At 74.0% G+C, this 18,849-nt stretch carries 16 protein-coding genes and 2 pseudogenes; 6 read left to right on the top strand and 12 right to left on the bottom strand.

Features of this window, described 5'->3' with window-relative positions; translation table 11 throughout:
* Nucleotides 1–6: 6 nt before the first annotated feature.
* Nucleotides 7–840: a helix-turn-helix domain-containing protein gene (locus ACWD0J_RS24570; RefSeq protein ID WP_451497980.1), complete on the top strand. Its 834-nt coding sequence runs from the start codon at nt 7–9 to the stop codon at nt 838–840.
* Here ACWD0J_RS24570 and ACWD0J_RS24565 read toward each other — a convergent pair.
* Nucleotides 822–1,247: a hypothetical protein gene (locus tag ACWD0J_RS24565; protein ID WP_451497979.1), complete on the bottom strand. Its 426-nt coding sequence runs from the start codon at nt 1,245–1,247 to the stop codon at nt 822–824. The two genes, ACWD0J_RS24570 and ACWD0J_RS24565, sit on opposite strands and share 19 nt — an antisense overlap.
* 297 nt (nt 1,248–1,544) lie before the next feature.
* Between ACWD0J_RS24565 and ACWD0J_RS24560 the strand changes: the two genes are divergently transcribed.
* From ACWD0J_RS24560 to narJ, 3 genes and pseudogenes are all read left to right on the top strand, one after another.
* Nucleotides 1,545–2,408 carry a helix-turn-helix domain-containing protein gene (locus tag ACWD0J_RS24560; protein WP_451497978.1) on the top strand — a complete coding sequence of 288 codons (864 nt, stop codon included), beginning with the start codon at nt 1,545–1,547 and terminating at the stop codon, nt 2,406–2,408.
* Between the two features lie 215 nt (nt 2,409–2,623).
* Nucleotides 2,624–2,752: pseudogene (locus ACWD0J_RS24555) on the top strand (SAM-dependent methyltransferase); the annotation flags it as partial.
* Between the two features lie 119 nt (nt 2,753–2,871).
* The gene (gene narJ, locus ACWD0J_RS24550) at nt 2,872–3,369 is read left to right on the top strand and encodes a nitrate reductase molybdenum cofactor assembly chaperone (RefSeq protein WP_451497977.1); all 498 of its coding nucleotides are present in this window, start codon (nt 2,872–2,874) and stop codon (nt 3,367–3,369) included.
* A gap of 28 nt (nt 3,370–3,397) precedes the next feature.
* Here the strand turns inward: narJ and dnaK are convergent, their stop codons facing one another.
* The 8 genes and pseudogenes from dnaK to ACWD0J_RS24510 all read right to left on the bottom strand — a co-directional run bounded on the left by dnaK (nt 3,398) and on the right by ACWD0J_RS24510 (nt 13,973).
* A complete protein-coding gene (dnaK, locus tag ACWD0J_RS24545) occupies nt 3,398–5,287 on the bottom strand; it encodes a molecular chaperone DnaK (RefSeq protein WP_451497976.1) in 1,890 nt (629 codons plus the stop codon).
* Between the two features lie 142 nt (nt 5,288–5,429).
* Nucleotides 5,430–6,188 (bottom strand): glycerophosphodiester phosphodiesterase family protein, encoded by a 759-nt coding sequence (locus ACWD0J_RS24540; RefSeq protein WP_451497975.1) that lies wholly within the window; start codon nt 6,186–6,188, stop codon nt 5,430–5,432.
* A gap of 7 nt (nt 6,189–6,195) precedes the next feature.
* A complete protein-coding gene (locus tag ACWD0J_RS24535; protein ID WP_451497974.1) occupies nt 6,196–7,584 on the bottom strand; it encodes a hypothetical protein in 1,389 nt (462 codons plus the stop codon).
* A 142-nt stretch (nt 7,585–7,726) separates the two neighbouring features.
* Nucleotides 7,727–8,155: an OsmC family protein gene (locus tag ACWD0J_RS24530; RefSeq protein WP_451497973.1), complete on the bottom strand. Its 429-nt coding sequence runs from the start codon at nt 8,153–8,155 to the stop codon at nt 7,727–7,729.
* A 64-nt stretch (nt 8,156–8,219) separates the two neighbouring features.
* Nucleotides 8,220–10,023, bottom strand: a pseudogene (locus ACWD0J_RS24525) (vWA domain-containing protein).
* The gene (locus ACWD0J_RS24520) at nt 10,020–11,081 is read right to left on the bottom strand and encodes an ATP-binding protein (protein ID WP_451497972.1); all 1,062 of its coding nucleotides are present in this window, start codon (nt 11,079–11,081) and stop codon (nt 10,020–10,022) included. Before ACWD0J_RS24520 ends, ACWD0J_RS24525 begins: the two are co-directional and overlap by 4 nt.
* A 258-nt stretch (nt 11,082–11,339) precedes the next feature.
* Complete coding sequence (locus ACWD0J_RS24515) at nt 11,340–13,460, bottom strand: phage holin family protein (RefSeq protein ID WP_451497971.1); 2,121 nt, start codon at nt 13,458–13,460, stop codon at nt 11,340–11,342.
* Nucleotides 13,461–13,541: 81 nt separating this feature from the next.
* Complete coding sequence (locus ACWD0J_RS24510; protein ID WP_451497970.1) at nt 13,542–13,973, bottom strand: hypothetical protein; 432 nt, start codon at nt 13,971–13,973, stop codon at nt 13,542–13,544.
* A gap of 83 nt (nt 13,974–14,056) precedes the next feature.
* On the opposite strand from ACWD0J_RS24510, the gene ACWD0J_RS24505 reads away from it, so the two are divergent.
* On the top strand, nt 14,057–14,830 hold the full coding sequence (locus tag ACWD0J_RS24505) for an MBL fold metallo-hydrolase (RefSeq protein ID WP_451497969.1): 774 nt from the start codon (nt 14,057–14,059) through the stop codon (nt 14,828–14,830).
* Nucleotides 14,827–15,453: a DedA family protein gene (locus ACWD0J_RS24500; protein WP_451497968.1), complete on the top strand. Its 627-nt coding sequence runs from the start codon at nt 14,827–14,829 to the stop codon at nt 15,451–15,453. The genes ACWD0J_RS24505 and ACWD0J_RS24500 overlap by 4 nt, the downstream gene beginning before the upstream one ends.
* A 164-nt stretch (nt 15,454–15,617) precedes the next feature.
* On the opposite strand, the gene ACWD0J_RS24495 is transcribed toward ACWD0J_RS24500, so the two are convergent.
* The 3 genes from ACWD0J_RS24495 to ACWD0J_RS24485 all read right to left on the bottom strand — a co-directional run.
* Complete coding sequence (locus ACWD0J_RS24495; RefSeq protein ID WP_451497967.1) at nt 15,618–16,682, bottom strand: MBL fold metallo-hydrolase; 1,065 nt, start codon at nt 16,680–16,682, stop codon at nt 15,618–15,620.
* Nucleotides 16,679–17,923, bottom strand: coding sequence for an aminotransferase class I/II-fold pyridoxal phosphate-dependent enzyme (locus ACWD0J_RS24490; protein ID WP_451497966.1), 1,245 nt, complete (start codon nt 17,921–17,923; stop codon nt 16,679–16,681). Before ACWD0J_RS24490 ends, ACWD0J_RS24495 begins: the two co-directional genes overlap by 4 nt.
* Nucleotides 17,924–18,174: 251 nt before the next feature.
* The coding region (locus ACWD0J_RS24485) for a hypothetical protein (RefSeq protein ID WP_451497965.1) at nt 18,175–18,849 on the bottom strand (675 nt) is incomplete at its 5' end.

The following is an 18,849-nucleotide window of genomic DNA, read 5'->3' as shown; positions in this document are numbered from 1 at the left end:
GTGTGTATGACCATTGTCGCGTCCGGTGGCACCGCGCCGTCCAGCACCCCCCAGGGCCGGGGCGTCGGCCCGCTGCTGCGGGCCTGGCGGGAGCAACGTCGGGTGAGTCAGCTGGAGTTGGCGCTGCGGGCGGACTCCTCGGCCCGGCACATCAGCTTCATCGAGACGGGCCGTTCCCGGCCGGGCGAGGAGCTGCTGCTCAGGCTGGCCGAGCACCTGGACGTGCCGGTGCGGGAGCGCAACGCGCTGCTGCTGGCGGCCGGTTACGCGCCCCGCTACCCGGAGACCCCGCTGGACGACCCGGCGCTGGACGCCCTGCGTGAGGGCGTGGAGCGCCTGATCCAGGGCTACGAGCCCTATCCGGCGCTGGTGGTGGACGCGCTGTACAACGTCGTCGCGGCCAACCGGGGCATTCTGATGCTGCTGGACGGCATCCCGCAGTCCCTGCTCACGCAGCCGCTGAACGCGATGCGGCTGACCCTGCATCCGCAGGGGCTGGCGCCGCGCATCCGCAACCTGCGGGAGTGGCGCGGGCATCTGCTCGCGCAGATGGAGCGGCAGATCGCCCTGCACCGCTCGCGGGAGCTGCGGGCGCTGTACGAGGAGGTCGCGGCGTATCCGGTGCCGGAGCAGGGTGCGCAGGAGGAGCCGAGCGCCGAGCCGGTCCCGTACTTCGCGCTGCCGATGCGGATCGAGCACGAGGGGCGGACGCTGTCCTTCATCTCGTCCATCGCCACCTTCAACACCCCGATGGACGTGACCGTCGCCGAGCTCGCCATCGAGACGCTGCTCCCGGCCGACCCGACGACGGTCAAGCACCTTCACTCGCTGTTGTCCTGACGGACTCTCAGGGCGGCGTACTGGAGCAGGGCGAACCCGGCCACGGTGAGCGCCTGGAGCACCGTCCACACGGTGCCCGCCGTGGTGGGCGACAGCCAGAGGCCGAGGGCGGCGAGACTCAGCGCGGCCCAGGCGAGGTTGACCTCCACCACCGCCCGGACCGGCAGCGCGGCGGGACGGGCGCGGGCGGCGAGCAGGCCGACGGCCGCCGCGTACACCGTGAGGATCATGCCGAGGACGAGCAGCAGTCGGGTGCCGGTGCCGAGGAAGTCCCCCAGCGGGCCGGCGGCGGCGAGGTAGGCGACCCCGTTCGCGCCGGTCACCACCGCGTCCAGGGCGAGGAAGCGGCGCAGCGTGGCGTGCGGGTCGCAGGTCCGGGCGAGCAGGGTGAGCGGGGTCACGGACATGACGCGTCACCTTTCGTCGAGGTCGGATCGGGGCAGCGGGATCCGGTTCCGGGATCCCCGGTGGCTGCCGTTCGCGGGACCCGGATCCCGGGCCGGAGTGCGCCGGCCCGGAACCCGGTGCCCTCACGGTCCCGCGTGCCGCCGGCGGCGTCGATTACCCCCGGGGTCATGCGCGCGGGCCGGTCCGCCGCCCGGCCGGCGTGGTGTGTGACGCGGTCCCGGCCCGGAGAGACTGATGAGACCGGGAGCGGAACATGACACACTGCACGCGGACTTCGACGCGTAGGGAGGCGTGGCGTGAGTGAGCGGCGTCCCGCGCCCACCGTGGGTCAGGTGGTGCTCGGCAGACGCCTGCAGGAACTGCGGGAGGCGGCCGGCCTCGGACGGGAGGAGGCCGCGCGGGTACTGCGGGTGGCCCCCGCGACGGTTCGGCGGATGGAGATGGCCGACGTCGCGCTGAAGATCCCGTATGTACAGGTGCTGCTGGAGACGTACGGCGTCACCGCGGACGAGACGGCCGCGTTCGTCGCGCTGGCCGAGGAGGCGAACCAGCCGGGCTGGTGGCAGCGGTTCCACGATGTGCTGCCGGACTGGTTCAGCCTGTACGTGAGCCTGGAGGGCGCCGCCCGGATCATCCGCTCCTACGAGCCGCACTTCGTGCCCGGTCTGCTGCAGACCGAGGACTACGCGCGCGCGGTGCTGGAGGCCGGGACGATCGGGCAGGCGGGGTCGGAGACGATCGAGCGGCATGTGTCGCTGCGCATGGCCCGGCAGCGGCTGCTGGAGCGGCAGGACCCGCCCCACCTGTGGGTGATCATGGACGAGACGGTGCTGCGGCGGCCGGTGAGCATCCGCGGCGAGGTCATGCGCGACCAGCTGGACAGGCTCCTGCGGTTCGCCGAGCGCGACCGGGTCACGCTGCAGGTCGCGGAGTTCGAGGAGGGCCCGCATCCGGGCACGTACGCGCCCTTCTCGCTGTTCCGTTTCGCCGAGCCGCAGCTGCCGGACATGGTGTTCACCGAGTACCTCACCGGCGCGCTGTATCTCGACTCCCGCAAGGAGGTCGCCACGCATCTGGAGGTCCTGGACCACATGTCGGCGCGGGCGGCCTCGGCGGAGCGCACGAAGGAACTCCTGCGGGAGCGCCGCGAGGACTTCTGAGCGACGTACGGCACCCTCTGGCACCCGGCCGGGGAGAAGTCCCCGCATGACCGGATCCGACGCCGCGCCCCCCTCCTGCCGACACCAGCCGGCCGCACCCGGCCCGGGTCTGCGACCGGTGGCTGGGCGGCACGGACAACGACCCGGTGGACGAGGAACCGGCCCGCCGGATCCTCGCCGTGGACGCCACCGTGGTCACGACGTATGTGCACGGCTTCGAGGGGCTGGAGCTCCTCGGGCCCGGGGTGGTCCCGGTCTCCGGGTGGCGGCCGGGGCCGGGGGACGTGGCGGCGCAGGCGCAGGGCATCGTGCCGGTCTGCGCGGGGGTCGCCCGCAGGCCCTGACCCGTACGGGTGCGGTGAACGGGTGCGCTTCCTCGTCCGGCCCTAGGTTCGAAGCAGCCACGGGCGGGTGCGGGAGCGCCGCGCCGGCGGCGGACCACCGACGACGCGCAGGAGGCCCGATGCCCTCGGACGCGGTGCTGTACCAGGCGGCCGCGCTGTGCCTGACGTACCCGGACGACGACTTCCGGGCCCGGCTGCCGCTGCTGCGCGAAGCGGCCCCGCAGCTGCGGGAGTTCACCGACCACGCGGCGGTGACCCCGGCACCGGAACTGGCCGCGCACTATGTGCGGGTCTTCGACGCCGACGACCGGCAGAGCCTTCATCTGGGCCGGTGGCGGGACGGGGACCCACGGCGGCGCGGCATGTCGCCGGTCCGCCTGGAGGAGGTCTACCGGGCGCACGGACTGCGGTGCGCGGACGGGGAACGGCCCGACTTCCTGCCCGCGGTCCTGGAGTTGACGGCCCGCACCGGTGACACGGACCTGCTCACGGGGCACCGCGACGGCCTGGAGCGGCTGCGGTCCCGGCTGACCGGCCTCGGTACGCCGTACGCCACGGTCCTGGACGCCGTGTGCGCCGCGCTGCCGGCCCACCGCAGCGGGACGGCGCGCCCGTGAGCGGTGCCGATTCCGGGCTGGGCGGGTCCTAGGCCGAGTCCCCCTTGGGGTCCTTGGGGTCCTTCTCGTCGTCGACGATCTCCGCGTCCACCACACCCTCCTCGTCCGACGTGCTCGGCTGCTCGGACGTGTCCTCGGTGCCGGCGCCGGCACCAGCGCCGGAGGCGGATGCGGAGGCGTACATGGCCTGGCCCATCCTCTGGCTGACGGAGGCGAGTTTCTCCACGCCGGTGCGCAGGGCGGTCGTCTCGGCGTTCTGCTCCAGGAGCTGCTTGAGCTCCGCGACCGCGGAGTCGACCTCGGCCCTGGTGTCGGCGGGCACCTTGTCCTCGTTCTCGCGGACGAACTTCTCGGTCTGGTAGACGAGTTGTTCGGCCTGGTTGCGGGTCTCGGCGGCCTCGCGGCGTTTGCGGTCCTCCTCCGCGTACTGTTCGGCCTCCCGCATCATGCGGTCGATGTCGTCCTTGGGGAGGGCGGAGCCGCCGGTCACGGTCATCTTCTGTTCGCGGCCGGTCGCGAGGTCCTTCGCCGAGACGTGCATGATGCCGTTCGCGTCGATGTCGAAGGCGACCTCGATCTGCGGGACGCCGCGCGGGGCGGGCGGCAGACCGGTGAGGTCGAAGACACCGAGCTTCTTGTTGTACGCGGCGATCTCCCGTTCGCCCTGGTAGACCTGGATGCCGACCGAGGGCTGGTTGTCGGCGGCGGTGGTGAAGATCTCCGAACGGCGGGTGGGGATCGTGGTGTTGCGTTCGATGAGCTTGGTCATGATGCCGCCCTTGGTCTCGATGCCGAGGGACAGCGGGGTGACGTCGAGAAGCAGGACGTCCTTCACGTCACCGCGGATGACGCCCGCCTGGAGGGCCGCGCCGACGGCGACGACCTCGTCCGGGTTGACGCCCTTGTGCGGGTCCTTGCCGGTGAGTTCCTTGACCAGGCCGGTGACGGCGGGCATCCGGGTCGAGCCGCCGACGAGGATGACGTGGTCGATCGCGGACAGCTTCACTCCGGCGTCCTTGATCGCCTGGTGGAAGGGGGTCCTGCAGCGGTCGAGGAGGTCGGCGGTGAGTTCCTGGAACTGGGCGCGGGTCAGCTTCTCGTCGAGGTGGAGGGGGCCCTCGGCGGAGGCGGTGATGTAGGGCAGGTTGATCGTCGTCTCGGAGGAGCTGGACAGTTCGATCTTGGCCTTCTCGGCGCCCTCGCGCAGGCGCTGCAGGGCCATCTTGTCGTTGCCGAGGTCGATGCCGGACTGCCCCTTGAAGCGTTTCACGAGGTGCTCGACGATCCGCTGGTCCCAGTCGTCGCCGCCGAGACGGGTGTCGCCGTTGGTGGCCTTGACCTCGATGACGCCGTCGCCGATCTCCAGCAGCGACACGTCGAAGGTGCCGCCGCCCAGGTCGAAGACGAGGACCGTCTGCTCCTCGCCCCGGTCGAGGCCGTAGGCGAGAGCGGCGGCGGTCGGCTCGTTGATGATCCTGAGAACCTTCAGGCCGGCGATCTCCCCGGCCTCCTTGGTGGCCTGCCGCTGGGCGTCGTCGAAGTACGCCGGTACGGTGATCACGGCGTCGGTGACGTCCTCGCCGAGGTAGGACTCCGCGTCCCGCTTCAGTTTCTGCAGCACCCGCGCGGACAGTTCCTGCGCCCGGTAGCGGGTGCCGTCGACGGAGCCCTCCTGCGGGAACCGCCAGGCGGTGTCGCCCATGTACCGCTTCACGGAGCGGGCGGTGCGCTCGACGTTCGTCACGGCCTGCCGTTTGGCGACCTCCCCGACGAGCACCTCGCCGTTCTTGGCGAACGCCACGACCGACGGTGTGGTCCGGGCCCCTTCCGCGTTGGCGACGACGGTGGCTTCGCCCCCCTCCAGCACCGCCACCACCGAGTTCGTGGTCCCGAGATCGATTCCGACCGCACGTCCCATCGCTGTCCCCTTCCGCCGGCAGGGAGCTTCCCGCACTCCAGCACAAAACTTGAGTGCGCTCTTGTCAAGGGCGCCTCCCGCGGAGGGACGGGTACCCCGGCCAGGCGGGCGGGTACCGGGTTCGGGGGACGGGTTCCCCGGTTCAGGGGGACGGGTGCCCGAGCGGGTGTTCGTCGCGGCGGGCGCCGCGCAGGGCGAGGGCGCGGCGGGGGCGGTCGGTGACCAGGACGTCGACACGCGGATCGGCCAGGAAAGCCCGCATCGGCAGGTCCTCGTTGACGGTCCACACCAGGGTGAACAGGCCGTGCCGGGCCGCCTCGCGCAGGACGCCGGCGCGGGCCAGCCGGTGGTGCACGGCGACTCCGGTGGCGCCGCAGGCGCGGACCCGCCGCATCGGCAGCAGCTCGCTCAGCCGGGTGCGGGTCAGCCGGGCCGGGGCGATCTCCTTGCGGTCGCGGCCCAGGGACAGGGCGGTACGGACCCGGGGGAAGCTGCGGGCGATGGCGGCGACGGAACGGTCCTCCAGGGTGGTGGCGACGAAACCGTCCACGCCGAGCAGGGCGACGGCCCGGTCGATCACCGCACGCTCGTACCCGGTCTCCTTCAGGTCCAGGTGTCCCACCAGTTTCCCGGCGATCAGGGACATGACGTCGTCCACGGCCGGGACGGCGTACCCGGCCCGCTCGCTGAGCTCGGCGTGGGTGAGCGCCGACAGGGGCGGGCCGGCGGGCCCGACGCGGGGGTCGTGGTAGACGACGAGGACGCCGTCGGCGGTACGCCGGATGTCGAACTCGACGTACTCGGCGCCCGACCGGATCGCGTCCTCGTACGCCTGTCGGGTGGCGGCGGCGGCGTGTTCGGATCCGCCCCGGTGTGCGGACACGGCGGGTCGTGGCGGCATCGTCTCGTCAGCTCCCGGACGGGGATCGGGGCGCGGGCACCGGGGCGGGCCGGCCGTCGGGCGGGGACAGGAGGGAGCCGGAGCGTCTGCTGACGCGGCGGAGCAGGACGTATCCGATCAGGACGAGGACGACGAAGGGAAGCCAGGCCAGCGCGTACGCGGTGCCGTAGGTGTTGAGGTCGAGGATGGAGCGGTCGGAGCGGACGTCGGTGCCGTTGACGCCGAAGAACGTCAGCAGCAGGGTCGGCGGCAGCGCGATCAGGGTGGCCGCGGCGACCAGGGCGGAGACGGTGCGGTCGCGGCGGTCGTCGCGTTCGGCGAGTTCGGCGTCCAGGGCGGCGGAGCGGGCGCTGATGACGGAGGTCAGCCGCTCGACCATGCGCGCGGAGTTCTCCAGGCTGTCGCGGATGCCGAGGGTGTCGCGCAGGGAGGACTGGAAGGCCTCCATGAGCATCTCCGGGATTAGCAGGCTGTCGACGTAGGCCTCCACGCCGAAGGCCAGGTCCAGCTGGAGTTCGTTCACTCCGGCGGAGAGCCGGGAGATGAGGGAGCGGACCTCGTACGGCGAGTCGGACATCGGGGCCCGCTCGTTGGCGCGCATCGTCTCGAAGGCGGCGAGCCGGGTGCGCTGGAGGACGGCGAGAGCGGAGACCATGCCGACGGCGACCAGGATCAGGCCGTTCTCCACGTGCGGCGCCCAGCCGGCCTGCACGGAGACACCGCGGCCGTGGGCGGAGAGGGCGACGCCGTGGTTCCTGAGGTTGGGCGGCAGGGTGTCCTCGGCGTCGGCCGCGCGGTGCGCGGGCATCCGGCCGCGGTAGACGATCTCGTTGAGCAGGGCGGGTCTGCGGGCGGCGTCGGCGAGGTCGGCGGACAGCAGGCCGCGCAGCAGCCGGCCGCCGGGGAAGACGAGTTGGTGCACGTTCTGGCCGTAGGCGAGGGGCGCCGGCAGGGCGAGCCGTTCGTTGACGACGTCGAGCAGCGGCCGGTCGCCGAGCCGCAGGGAGCGGCGGTCGAAGCAGGTGGCCGCGAGCCAGGCGGCGAGGGCGTCGGGCGCGGTGTCGGCGGCGAACCGGCAGTCCACGACGAGGGTCACGTCGCCGCGCGGGGTGGCGAGGACCAGGAGGTCGCCGCCGGCAAGGGCGAGGCCGTGGTCGCCGTGCGGCGGGCGCAGGTCCTCGGGGGCCAGGCGGGCGGTGAGCACCGGCACGGGCAGAACGGCTTCGCTGGACCTCAGATGGGGTTCGAAGCGGCCGAAGTCGAGCCGGTCGACGAGAGCGCCGCAGGCGGTGCCCCGTGGACGGGCCCGGCCGTCGAGGCTGAACAGCAGGACGACGCGGGTCAGTTCACGGGTCGCGGAGTCGAGTACCGCCGCCCCGCTGGAGGTTCCCGCCACCGTCCCCGTCCTTCCGCCGCCGTCCGCTACCTGCCCGGGCCGGTGTCCGTTACCTACCCGGGCCGGTGTCCGTGAACCGGCCCGGCGCACGGGCCGCCCCTGCCGGCAGGGGCGGCCCGTGGCGTGTCCGTCGCGGGGCCGGTCAGGTGAGCTTCGCGGACAGCGTGATCGGTACGGCCTTCAGGGCCTGGCTGACGGGGCAGTTGACCTTGGCGTCCTCGGCGGCGGCGACGAAGCCGTCCTCGTCGAGGCCCGGCACGGTGCCCTCGACGGTGAGGTGGACGCCGGTGATGCCCTCACCCGGCTGGAAGGTGACGTCGGCGGAGGTGACGAGCTTGGTGGGCGGGGTGCCCGCTCCGGCGAGGGCGTGCGAGAACGCCATGGAGAAGCAGCTGGAGTGGGCGGCCGCGATCAACTCCTCGGGGCTGGTCCTGCCGTTCGCCTCCTGGGTGCGGGCGGCCCAGGTCACCGGCTGCTCGGCGATGGCGCCGGAGGAGTCGAAGGTGACGACCCCGTTGCCCTCGAGCAGGTTGCCTTCCCAGACGGTGTGTGCGGAGCGCGTGGTGGCCACGGTCATTCCTTTCCTAAGGTCCCGAAATCCGGGGTTCACGCCACCATACCGATCACCCTCCGGCTCAGCTCACCCGGAAGACCGGCCCCCGGGCGCTGAACGGCAGCCGCGCCCCCTGCGGGATCAGGTAGGCGTGCTCGCGGCGCACCCGCAGCGCGTCGCAGTACCCGTCGGTGATCACCAGGACCGGCGCGGCGGGCGGGAAGTCGTCCGCCCGGTGCAGGAGGTCGATGCCGGGCTGCAGCACGGTGCCGCCGCGGCCGTGCACCCGCACCCGTCCCGCGATGTCGGTGACGGGCAGATAACCCGCGTCGTGCGGGGCCGCGTCGCAGAACACCACGCGGGCGGCCGGTACGTCACGGGCCTCGGCGTACGAGGCGATCGCGCCGAGCGCCTTGCCGAGCAGGACCCGGTCCATGGAGCCGGAGGTGTCCAGCACGACGCCGAAGGTGCAGCGGGCGGTCTCCTCGGGCGGGAAGTAGCGCCCCGCGCGCGGGATGCCGGGCGTGGCGGCCTGCCGGCGTGCCGGGCGGGCGGGCGTACGTCCGTACCGGCTCCGGGCGGGGCACGAACTCGTCGAACCAGCGGGCGAGCCGGGCGTCCCACGGCAGCGGCGGATGGCTGAGCGCGCGGATCTCCTGGACCAGGCCGCCGGGCAGGAAGCCGCGCTCCTGCCCCTCGTGCAGGTCCAGACCGTGGGCGAGACCGCGCCGGTAGAACTCGTCGAGGTCGACGCAGTCGCCGGGCGCGTGCAGCGGGCCGCCCAGGATGTCGCCGCGGCCCCTGCCGCGCAGGGTGGACAGGCGGCGCATCCGCCGCAGGTCGACGGCGATGCGGTCGTGGACCTCCTCCGCGGACAGGCCGGTGAGTTCCGGGTCGTGCAGCAGGCCCGCGGGCATCGTGCCGACCCGCATCTCGGCCAGCCAGCCGTTGATGACGTAGTCGCAGGCGACGTTGAACAGGTACGGGTCGCGGGTGCCGCAGCGGTCGCCGTGCCGCAGGGCCGCGTGCAGCATCTCGTGCGCGAGGACGAACCGCCATTCCTCGTCGTCGAGTTCGCGCAGGGGATTGACGTAGATCTCGCCCGCCTCCGCGTTGACCGCGGCCACCGAGATGTCGTGGGCGCGGGCGAGTTCGGCGTCGGCGACGAGCGTGATGCCGGCCGCGACGCCGCCGAGCAGCGGGTAGGAGGACACGAACCAGCTCAGCGCGCGTTCCCAGGGGCGCAGCCGGGTGGGCTCGCCGGTCATGGAGTCGCGGCGGCCGCCCGCCAGGTCGAGGGCGGTGGACATGGTGCGGGTCAGGGCGGTCGCGAACGCCGCCTGCCAGTCGGGGACGTGCGGATCCCACGTGTTCCAGGGCACGAGGACCTGGTCGGCCTCCCCGGCGGCCGTTCCGCAGTGCTCGTACGCGCCCGGGATGCCCGCTCGCCGCCAGCCGGCGGCCAGTTGCTCCTCGTCACCGCCGGGGTAGGACGGCGGCAGATGGTCCGGCGCCCGGCCGACGGGAGAGGTCAGCAGGAAGCGGTTGACGACCGTGCAGCGGGCGGCGAGGTCGTGACGGTCGGGCTGGACGCGCTCGCCGTGCGCGGCGGGGACGTGGCCGAAGCCGAGGTGGATCAGGGCGTGGGCGATGGCCCAGGCCCAGTCCTCGGGTTCCGCGAGGCGGGTGGGGTGCAGATGCACGCGGCCGTTGGAGGTGACGCGGGCGAGGCCGTCCCGGGGGGCCAGTTCGCAGTCCTTGTCGCGGCACGTCGTGGCGTCGATCGCGGCCAGCGCCGGGTTCGCCCGCACCAGCCGCAGTCCCTCGGCGCACGCCTCGGCGGCCGGGTCCTTCTTCGGCTGAGCCCGCTTGCCGCCCCGGCTCACCGGCGTGCCTCCACCAGCCGGGGCATGTCACGGGCCGCCTCGATGAGGAACCAGGCGGGCAGCAGGGGGTTGCCGTCGGAGTCGGAGGCGATGACGCTCTGGGCGACCTCCACTGAGATCTCCGCGAGCTGCACGAGCAGCGACTTGGCGCGGTACGCGGTCTGCCGGCCGTTCGCCGACATGTGCTCCTTGCCGGCCGGGAGTTCCTTGATCAGCCGGCCGCGGAAGGACTCGGCGAGGTAGTACAGCAGGTCGCGGTCCTCCATGCGGCTCGGCCAGCGGGCGTCGCCCTTGAGGATCGCCTCGATGCCGAACCGGCTGCGCACGATCTTGGCGTAGCCGCAGAACGCGGTCGCGTGGGCGGGCGTCAGCGTGCCGTGCGCGAGGACCTTCAGGGTCTCCTCGTCGAGGCCGTGGCCGAAGGAGTGCAGGGCGTCGGAGAGCATGTGCCAGGAGCGGGGCGTGGAGAACGGCTCCTCGGTCTTCGGCGGCCTGGACCACAGGTGGCCGGGCCGGTCGGTGAGGTGGTCGACGATCCAGGGGTGGATGCCGTTGCCCGCGGCCCAGACCAGCCAGTCCCTGGGGGACGCCTCCAGGTGGACGTGGGTGAGGCGGTTGACCAGGGCGGAGGCGATCGGGCGGGCGAGGGCGTTGTCGGTGGCGCGGTTGCCGGCGCCGATGACGATGGAGCCCTTGGGGAGTTCGTAGGTCCCGATCCGGCGGTCCAGGATCAGCGAGTAGAACGCCTTCTGCACGTCCGGGGTGGCCGCGTTCAGCTCGTCCAGGAACAGGCAGTACGGCTCGTCGCGGGCGATGGCCTCCGGCGGGCAGAACACCGAGCGGCCGTCGCGGATCTGGGGCACGCCGATCAGGTCCTCGGGGGCGAGCTGGGTACCGAGCAGGCTCACGCACTCCAGGCCGAGCGATTCGGCGAACTCCCGCACCAGGGAGGACTTTCCGATGCCGGGGGCGCCCCAGACGAAGACCGGCCGCACCGTGGCGAGACCGAGCAGCAGGTCGGGCAGACGGGAGGGCGTGACCGTGACGGCTGCCTGCACGCAGCGACTCCTGGGGGTGTGCGAGAAGGGCGCGCAGGTGTGCGGCGCCCGGTACGGACAGTCTGGGCGTCGCCCCCGGCGGGCGCAGCTGGTTTTTCCGTGGCCACGGCGCCCGCGTACCTCCGGCGCCGCCGGCGGGCGGGGCGCGGTGGACCGACCGGGGTGGCCTGAATGTGCCCTGGGCACATCCGCTCGGCGGTGAGACGGTGGGTCACGGTCCTCCGTGCACACGATGCTCCTTTCGCCCATGGGGGTGCGTCAGGAGTGGCGGGGGGCGTGGGTTCGGGCGGCGCGTCGTTCGCGGCGCGCCGCCAGCGGGACCTGGGGGCCGTCCGTCTCACGCAGCCAGCGGCGCAGCACGCGGTGGATGTGCTCGGCGCCGGCGAGCTCCGCGCCGTCCTCGGCCGGGGCGGACAGGGTGAGCGGCGACAGCAGGAACGCCTTCCCCTGGGCGCCGCCGAGACCGCCGTGCGAGCCGATCTGCTCCTCGAAGGCGAGGACTTCGCCCTCGGCCGGGTCGTACCAGGAGTTGACCATGATGTCGGCGGTGTGCGGGAAGGAGTGGGTGCGGCGGACGGCGTCGGCGGCTCCGGGACCGAAGTCGGCGAGCGGGCCGGGGTTCTCGTCGAGGCCGTCGAGCGGGATCTCCGTACCGAACGGGCCGAGGACCACCCCGCCGTGCCGCTCGCTGCGCACCAGCAGGAACCCGATGCCGGGGTGGTTGGCGAGGGTCGTCAGCAGGGCGGGGTGGCGGGCGTCGATCTCCTCCTTGGTCATGCGGTGCGGCACGTCCGGGAAGGAGATCAGGCCCAGGTTGCCCGAGGCCAGCACGATCGGCTCGGAGCCGCGTGCGGGCCGGAACTGCTCGCCGCCTTCCTCGACCGGCCGGCGCAGCGCGGTACGCACGGCCGCGCGGGCCTCGGCGCCGCTGTGCGTGCGGCGCGCCCTGCGCGGCACGGGCAGCCCGCAGCCGGCCCGCACCAGGTCGCCGAGGGTGAGGCCGTAGCGGGCGCGGAAGGTCTCGCCGGGGCTCTGGCCGTGGTCGGAGAGCACCACGATCCGGTACGGCCGCGGGGCGTGCTCGGCGACCTTCTCGATCAGGGCGAGGGAGCGGTCGAGGCGTTCGAGGACCTTCGCGGCGTCGCGGCTCGTCGGTCCGGAGTGGTGGGCGACCTCGTCGTAGGCGACGAGGTCGGCGTAGACGGCGGTGCGGCCCGCGAGCATGTCGCCCATGACGGCGGCGACGACGACATCGCGTTCGACGACGGTCGCGAAGGCGCGGATGAAGGGGTAGAGGCCGCCGCGCCCCACCCGGGGGCGGGCCTTGCGCGCACGGGCCCGGGTGGACTCGACGATCTCGCGGCCGACGTCGGCGACGAAGGACAGGGCGGTGCGCACCGCGTTGGCCGGGTCGGAGAAGTAGGCGAAGTAGCCCGCCCGGGAGCGGGTCTCGCGGCTGCGGCGGCGGGTGGCTATGGACAGGACGAGGGCCTGCTGCCCGGCGCCGCCGGAGAACAGGTTGCCGCGGCTGGCGCCGTCGACGCCGAGCAGCCCGTCGTCACCGGTGGCCTCGACGGCACGGCGCTGGAGTTCGGCGGCGCTGGTGGGGCGGTTGCAGACCATGACCTCGCGGCGGTCCTTCTCGTACCAGCGGAAGGCGGGCACGTCGTGGTTGCTGCCGTGCAGGATGCCGAGCTGGCTGGCGCCGGTCTGGCTGGACCAGTCGGTGCGCCAGGGGGTGAGCCGGTGGGTGCCGCTGCGGGCGGCGCCGAGACCGTCACCGACGCCGAGCCAGCGGGCGACGGTGGGCATCAGGCCCTTGCCGACCGCGTCGAGCAGCACGTCGTGGCCGACGCCGTCGAGCTGCATGAACACCGTGCCGTGGGTGGCGGGGCAGACCGGGCCGGATCTGCGGCGGCGCTCGGCGAGACGGTACAGGCGGCGCCGGTAGGCGTCGTCGTCGCGGACGGCCAGCGCGGCGCCGGTGGCGGAGGCGACGGCGGACATCACGGCGGCCACCACGACCGCGGTCTCCGGGGCGGCGTCGCCCTGCTCGGTGGGGTTCAGCCGCAGCGCGAGCAGCAGCAGCGCGCCGTTGAGGAAGAACACCAGCAGCCCGAGCACCAGCGCGGGCACGAGCAGCAGCAGCCGTACGAGAAGGGGCCAGGCGAGGGCCGACAGGAGACCGAAGGCGCCGGCGCCGAACGCCGCGGTGACGGCGATCCGGGTGGCGCTGTCGCCGTCGGGGGACTGGAGCCGGAAGTCCGGCAGGAGACCGGCCAGCAGCAGCATCGTGAGGGTGGAGACGGCCCATACGGCGACGCTCCGCCCGACCTGACTGGCCACCCGCCGCCAACGCCCTGACCGCACGCCCCGCACACCTCACGTCCTTGGCCCGTCGCCGGTGCGGGCCTGGGCCAAGCCTGTCACACGGGTTTCACGCGACCGGCTCCCGCGGGTCTACCGCCCGTCGTACCCGGCCGTCGGCATCGACAGCCGCCGGTGCACCCGCGCCTTCATCTGGGCGTCGTACGACGGTTCCGCGCGGCCGACGGTCTCCACCCGCACCCCGCGGCGCGCGCACTCGGCGGTGAACTCGTCGACCGACGACAGGGCGCTGCGCAGCACGCGCAGGCTCGGTGCGACGAACAGGTCGCGGCCGGGCCGTACGCCCTCCCACAGGACGTCGTGGTCGCAACGGAGCGCGCACACGAGGAGTTGCCGGGTGACGACGTGGCCCCGCTCGGCGGCCCAGCGGGCGCACATCGCGTGCTGGCTGCGGGAGTCCACCAGGAAGGGGTCGTCGTCGAGTTCCCGCAGGGGCGTCAGGCTGGCGATCGCCGTGACGCGCAACGGCCCGGTCGTGCCGTAGGCACCGCGCATGTGTCCCATGGAGCCCCCCTCACCTCCGGGTTTCGCCGCCGACCCTACTCCTGCCCGTAGGCTTCGGGGAGTCGCGCGAAGGAGGCAAAGAGGTGCCGGTGGAGATCACCTGGTGGGGTCACGCCACCTGCACGGTCGTGGACTCGGACGTCCGTGTGCTCACCGATCCCCTGTTCGCCCGTCGGCTGGCGCATCTGCGCCGCCGTCGGGGCGCCCTGCCGCCGCCCGGGGCCTGGCGTGCCGACGTGGCGCTGGTCTCCCACCTGCACGCCGACCATCTGCACGTCCCGTCGCTCGCGCGGCTCGCCCCGGGCACGCGCCTGTTTGTGCCCCGGGGCGCACCACGGGCGGTACCGGGGCTGCGCCGGCTCACGCATCTGCGGGTGCGCGAGGTGGCGCCCGGTGACGAGATACGCGTCGGCGACCTGTCGGTGCGGGTGGTGCCCGCCCTGCACGACGGGCGGCGGCTGCCGCTGGGGCCGCACCGCTCCCCCGCCCTCGGCTATGTCGTCGAGGGGGAGGCCCGTACGTACTTCGCCGGGGACACCGGCCTGTTCGACGAGATGGCCAAGGAGGTCGGACCGGTCGACGTGGCGCTGCTGCCGGTGGGCGGCTGGGGACCGTACCTCGGCGAGGGGCATCTGGACGCGGGGCGGGCCGCCGAGGCGCTGGCCCGGCTGGGGCCGCGCAGCGCGGTGCCGGTCCACTACGGCACGTACTGGCCGATCGGGCTGGACGCCGTGCGCCCGCACGAGTTCCACACGCCGGGCGAGGAGTTCGTGCGCCGCGCGGCCGAGCGCGCCCCCGAGGTGGCGGTGCACCGGCTCGGGCACGGGGAGAGCGTACGGCCGGAGGCCGCCCGGTGACCTGGCTCGCCGCCTTTCCGACGACCATGCCGTTCGCGTCGACGCAGCAGGCGATCGGCTATCCCACGCTGTTCCTGCTGGTGCTGATCGGGGCGCTGGTGCCGGTCGTGCCCACGGGCGCGCTGGTGAGTTCGGCCGCCGTGGTGGCGTTCCACCAGGCGGCACCGCTCGCGCTGGTGATCGTGTTCGGGACGGCGTCGGCGGCCGCGTTCCTCGGGGACGTGACGCTGTACTGGCTGGGGCGGCGCGGGATGCGGTCGAAGAACGGCTCGCGCTGGCTGGAGGCGCTCCGCTCGCGCGCACCCGAGGACCGGCTCGCGCGGGCCCAGGAGAAGCTCGCCGGCCACGGGGTGGCGGTGCTGGTGCTGTCGCGGCTGGTGCCGGCCGGCCGGATCCCGGTGATGCTGGCCTGTCTGATGGCGAAGTGGCCGATGCGCCGGTTCGCCCGGGGGAACCTGCCGGCGTGTCTGGCCTGGGCGGTGACGTACCAGCTCATCGGGATCCTCGGCGGCTCGCTGTTCAGCGAGCCCTGGGAGGGCGTGCTCGCGGCGGTCGCGCTGACCGTGGTGATCAGCACGGCGCCGAGTGTGTGGCGGCGGATCCGCAGGCCCGCGGCCCGGTAGTCAGGAGTTCGGGGTCCGGGCGGTCAGCGGTCGGGAGTTCGGCGCGGCCCGTGTTCCCGTGGGCCGGGAGTCGCCTGGGAGTCCGGCGCGGCTCGGGGCCCGTGGGCCGGGAGTCGCCTGGGAGGCACCCGGGAGTCAGCAGGCCGGGTCCGGGTCCACGGGGGTCAGTAGCTCGGGAGTCCGGGAGTTCCGTCCAGGACGCGTGAGGCTCCCACCGGCAGGTCCCACAGGTCCTCGCGGTCCAGCCCCGCCTTCTCCCAGGCGGCCCGCACCCGGGTGAGCGGCTCCAGCACCGGCTCCGCCGACAGGACGAACGTCGCCCAGTGCATGGGGGCCATCCGGCGGGCCCCGAGGTCCTGCGCGGCCCGGACCGCCTCCTCCGGGTCGCAGTGCACGTCACTGAGCCACCAGCGGGGGTCGTAGGCGCCGATCGGCAGCAGGGCGAGGTCGATGCCGGGGTGGCGCTGTCCGATGCGGGCGAACCAGTGGCCGTACCCCGTGTCGCCCGCGAAGTAGACGCGCCGGCCGTCCGGGGCGGTGAGGACCCAGCCGCCCCACAGGGAGCGGCAGGTGTCGATGAGGGAGCGCTTGGACCAGTGGTGGGACGGGACGAAGTCGAAGCGGACGCCGTCCAGTTCGGCCGCCTCCCACCAGTCCAGCTCGGTGACGTTCGTGAACCGGCGGCGGTGGAACCAGCGGGCGAGTCCGGCGGGCACGAACACCGGGGTGTCGCGCGGGAGCCGGCGCAGCGTGGGCGCGTCCAGGTGGTCGTAGTGGTTGTGGCTGATGACGACCGCGTCGACGGGCGGCAGGTCGCTCCAGGCGATGCCGACCGGGGTGATGCGGGCCGGGGTGCCGAGGATGCGGCGGGACCAGACGGGGTCGGTCAGGACGGTCAGCCCGCCGATCTGCACGACCCAGCTGGCGTGCCCGGCCCAGGAGACGGCGACCGTGCGGGCGTCGACCCGGGGCAGCGGGGCCGGGGCGAAGGGCAGCCGGGGGATGTCGGCGAGGCCGTCCCGGTCGGGGCGGATGGCGCCTTCGCGGGCGAAGCGGGCCATGGCCTTGAGGCCGGGCAGCGGGGCGGTCAGACGGTCGTGGAAGGTCCGCGGCCACACCCGGCGTTCACCGAGCGGCCGGGGCGCGGCGGGGGGCTCGAAGGGGGTCGGGGCCGCCTGAGCACCGTCCCGGGAGGGCGTGCTCGTGGTCGACTCGGACTGCTGCGTCATCGAGGAGGCTCCCATCGCTGAGCGTCGTCGCGGAGATCGTCGAAGACCGATTCCAGAAGGGTCAACGCGCGTCGCACGTGTGGCAGTTCCAGCGGCGAGGGTGAACCGAGGCATTCCTCGTCCGTACCCCCGCCCAGCAGCCAGCCGGTGGACAGGCGCACGCGCAGCGCCCCGAGGTCGTCGCCGAAGCGGTGGCCGCCGGGCGCGGGCATACCCAGCCGGGCGGCGAGGAAGTCCTCCAGCTCCTGGGCGTCGCCGACGCCGTGCGCGGCGAGCGCGGGCCGCAGGGGGTCCAGGTCGACGTAGAGGTGGCGCCCGGCCTGCGGGGGCCGGGCGACGGCGCCCGCGGTGACCACGGCGGTGTACGCGGCGGCGGCCACGCGCGCGTGCAGGCGTACGACGGCGTCGCGGCGAGCGGTGACCGGCTCGGGTTCTTCGAGGGCGTACGCGGCGGCGGCGGCGACCGGTGTGGCGACGCGGGCGCCGAGCGCGGTGAGGACGTCGAGCACGCGCGCGTGCAGGCCGTTGCCGCCGGACTCGCTCACGGGGAAGCGGGCGACGGCGGCCGGCCAGCCGGTCGGCAGCAGCGCGCCGGCCAGATCGGTCAGGACGGTGACCCGGTCGGGCAGCATCTGCGCCGGGCTGAGCAGCACGGTGCCGTGCGGATCGTGCACGGTGTCCCGCCAGGTCTCGTCGCTCACCAGGTGCAGGCCCTCCCCGACGGCGGCCTCCAGGGTCTCGTGCAGCAGTTCGGGCGGGGCGACGGTGGCGGTGGGGTCGTCGGCGACGGACAGGACGACCAGGCGCGGGTCGCCGCCCTCGGCGCGTACCCGGCGCACGGTCTCCAGGAGTGCGTAGGGGTCCGGGACACCGCCGCACTCGGCCTGGGTCGGCACGTGGAAGGCGGGGCGTCCCAGCAGGCGTGCGTACGGCGCCCACCAGGCGGCGCAGGGCCGGGGTACCAGGACGTCACCGCCGAGCGCGGCGGTCAGCGCGAGCAGCAGCGTGGGGGCGCCGGGGGCGGCGGCCACCCGGTCGGCCCCGGTGGGCAGGCCGCGCCGGTCCCAGTGGCCGCACGCGGCGTCCAGCAGGGCGGGCCCGCCGCCGACGGGTTCGCTGTCCGCGCGGCCGGCCGCGGCGGCGAGTACGGCGGACAGTTCGGGCAGCACGGGCAGCCCGTCCTCGGGAAGCGGCGGCCCGAAGCGGACGGGGCCGTGGCCTTCCGGGTCCGTCCGCGGCATCCGTACCTCCGTGTGGGGCCCGTGGGGCTGCTCTTCTCGTCCGTCGGCCATGGCCCGTGGGTCCGGTGGCTCCTGCGAGGGCTCGTGCGGTGCGGGTCGTTCCCTCGCGTTCCTCGTACCCAGGGTGACGCGGTGCCATGAGCGCCGACGAGGGTTGCGCGGATCACACGGCGGGGCGGGCGGCCGTCGGACGGTGCCGTCGAGGGGGCGGGGAGGGGCGGGGAGGGGCGGGGAGCGGTGTGGCCGCCGGGTCAGTGGCCGGTCGCGGGCTCCTTGCGGCGCAGGCGGTGGACGGCCGCTCCGAACGCGCCCGCGATCAGCAGGCCGCCGGTGACCAGGGCGGGCACGGAGTCGGTGAAGGTGCCCCCCTCACCGGCCCGCACCCCGCGCGGGACGACCGTGCCGCCGCAGGTGTCGGTGTCGGCGTGCGGCTCGGCGCAGGGGCTGCTGGTGGCGCAGGGATCGGTGTGCGACGGGGTGCACGGTTCGCCGCTGCCCGGCTTCACGGTGAACGTCGCGCTCCACTGCTTGCCCTTCCCGCCGGGCGCCGCCGGGCAGGTGCCGTCGACGGTCCACGCGGAGTCCGGGCCGACCGCGTCCACGCCCTCCTCGAAGTTCTCGGCGGGGGCGAGGCGGGCGGTGCCGTTGTAGGCGGGGCCGGAGATCTCGTCGTCGTTGCCGGGGACGAGCTGCAGGGTGACGCTGCCCGCCTCGAAGGCCTGCGAGGTGGCGTCGATCGTGTCGGGCGGGGGTCCGCCGGTCGGATCGCAGGCGACGGAGACGGTGACGCTGCCGCCCGGGGACGCGGTGCCCGGGCTGACCTCCGCGGTTTGGCGCTCGTCAGGGCCTTGTTGAGGTCGAAGGTGGCGACCTTGGCCTTGCTGCCGGACTCGGACACCGCCTGCACCGCGGTCAGCGCGAAGGGG

The organism is Streptomyces sp. NPDC003011 (assembly GCF_053591515.1).
The sequence above is the reverse complement of the archived record's forward strand: the minus strand, read 5'-3'. Positions and strand labels throughout refer to the sequence as shown.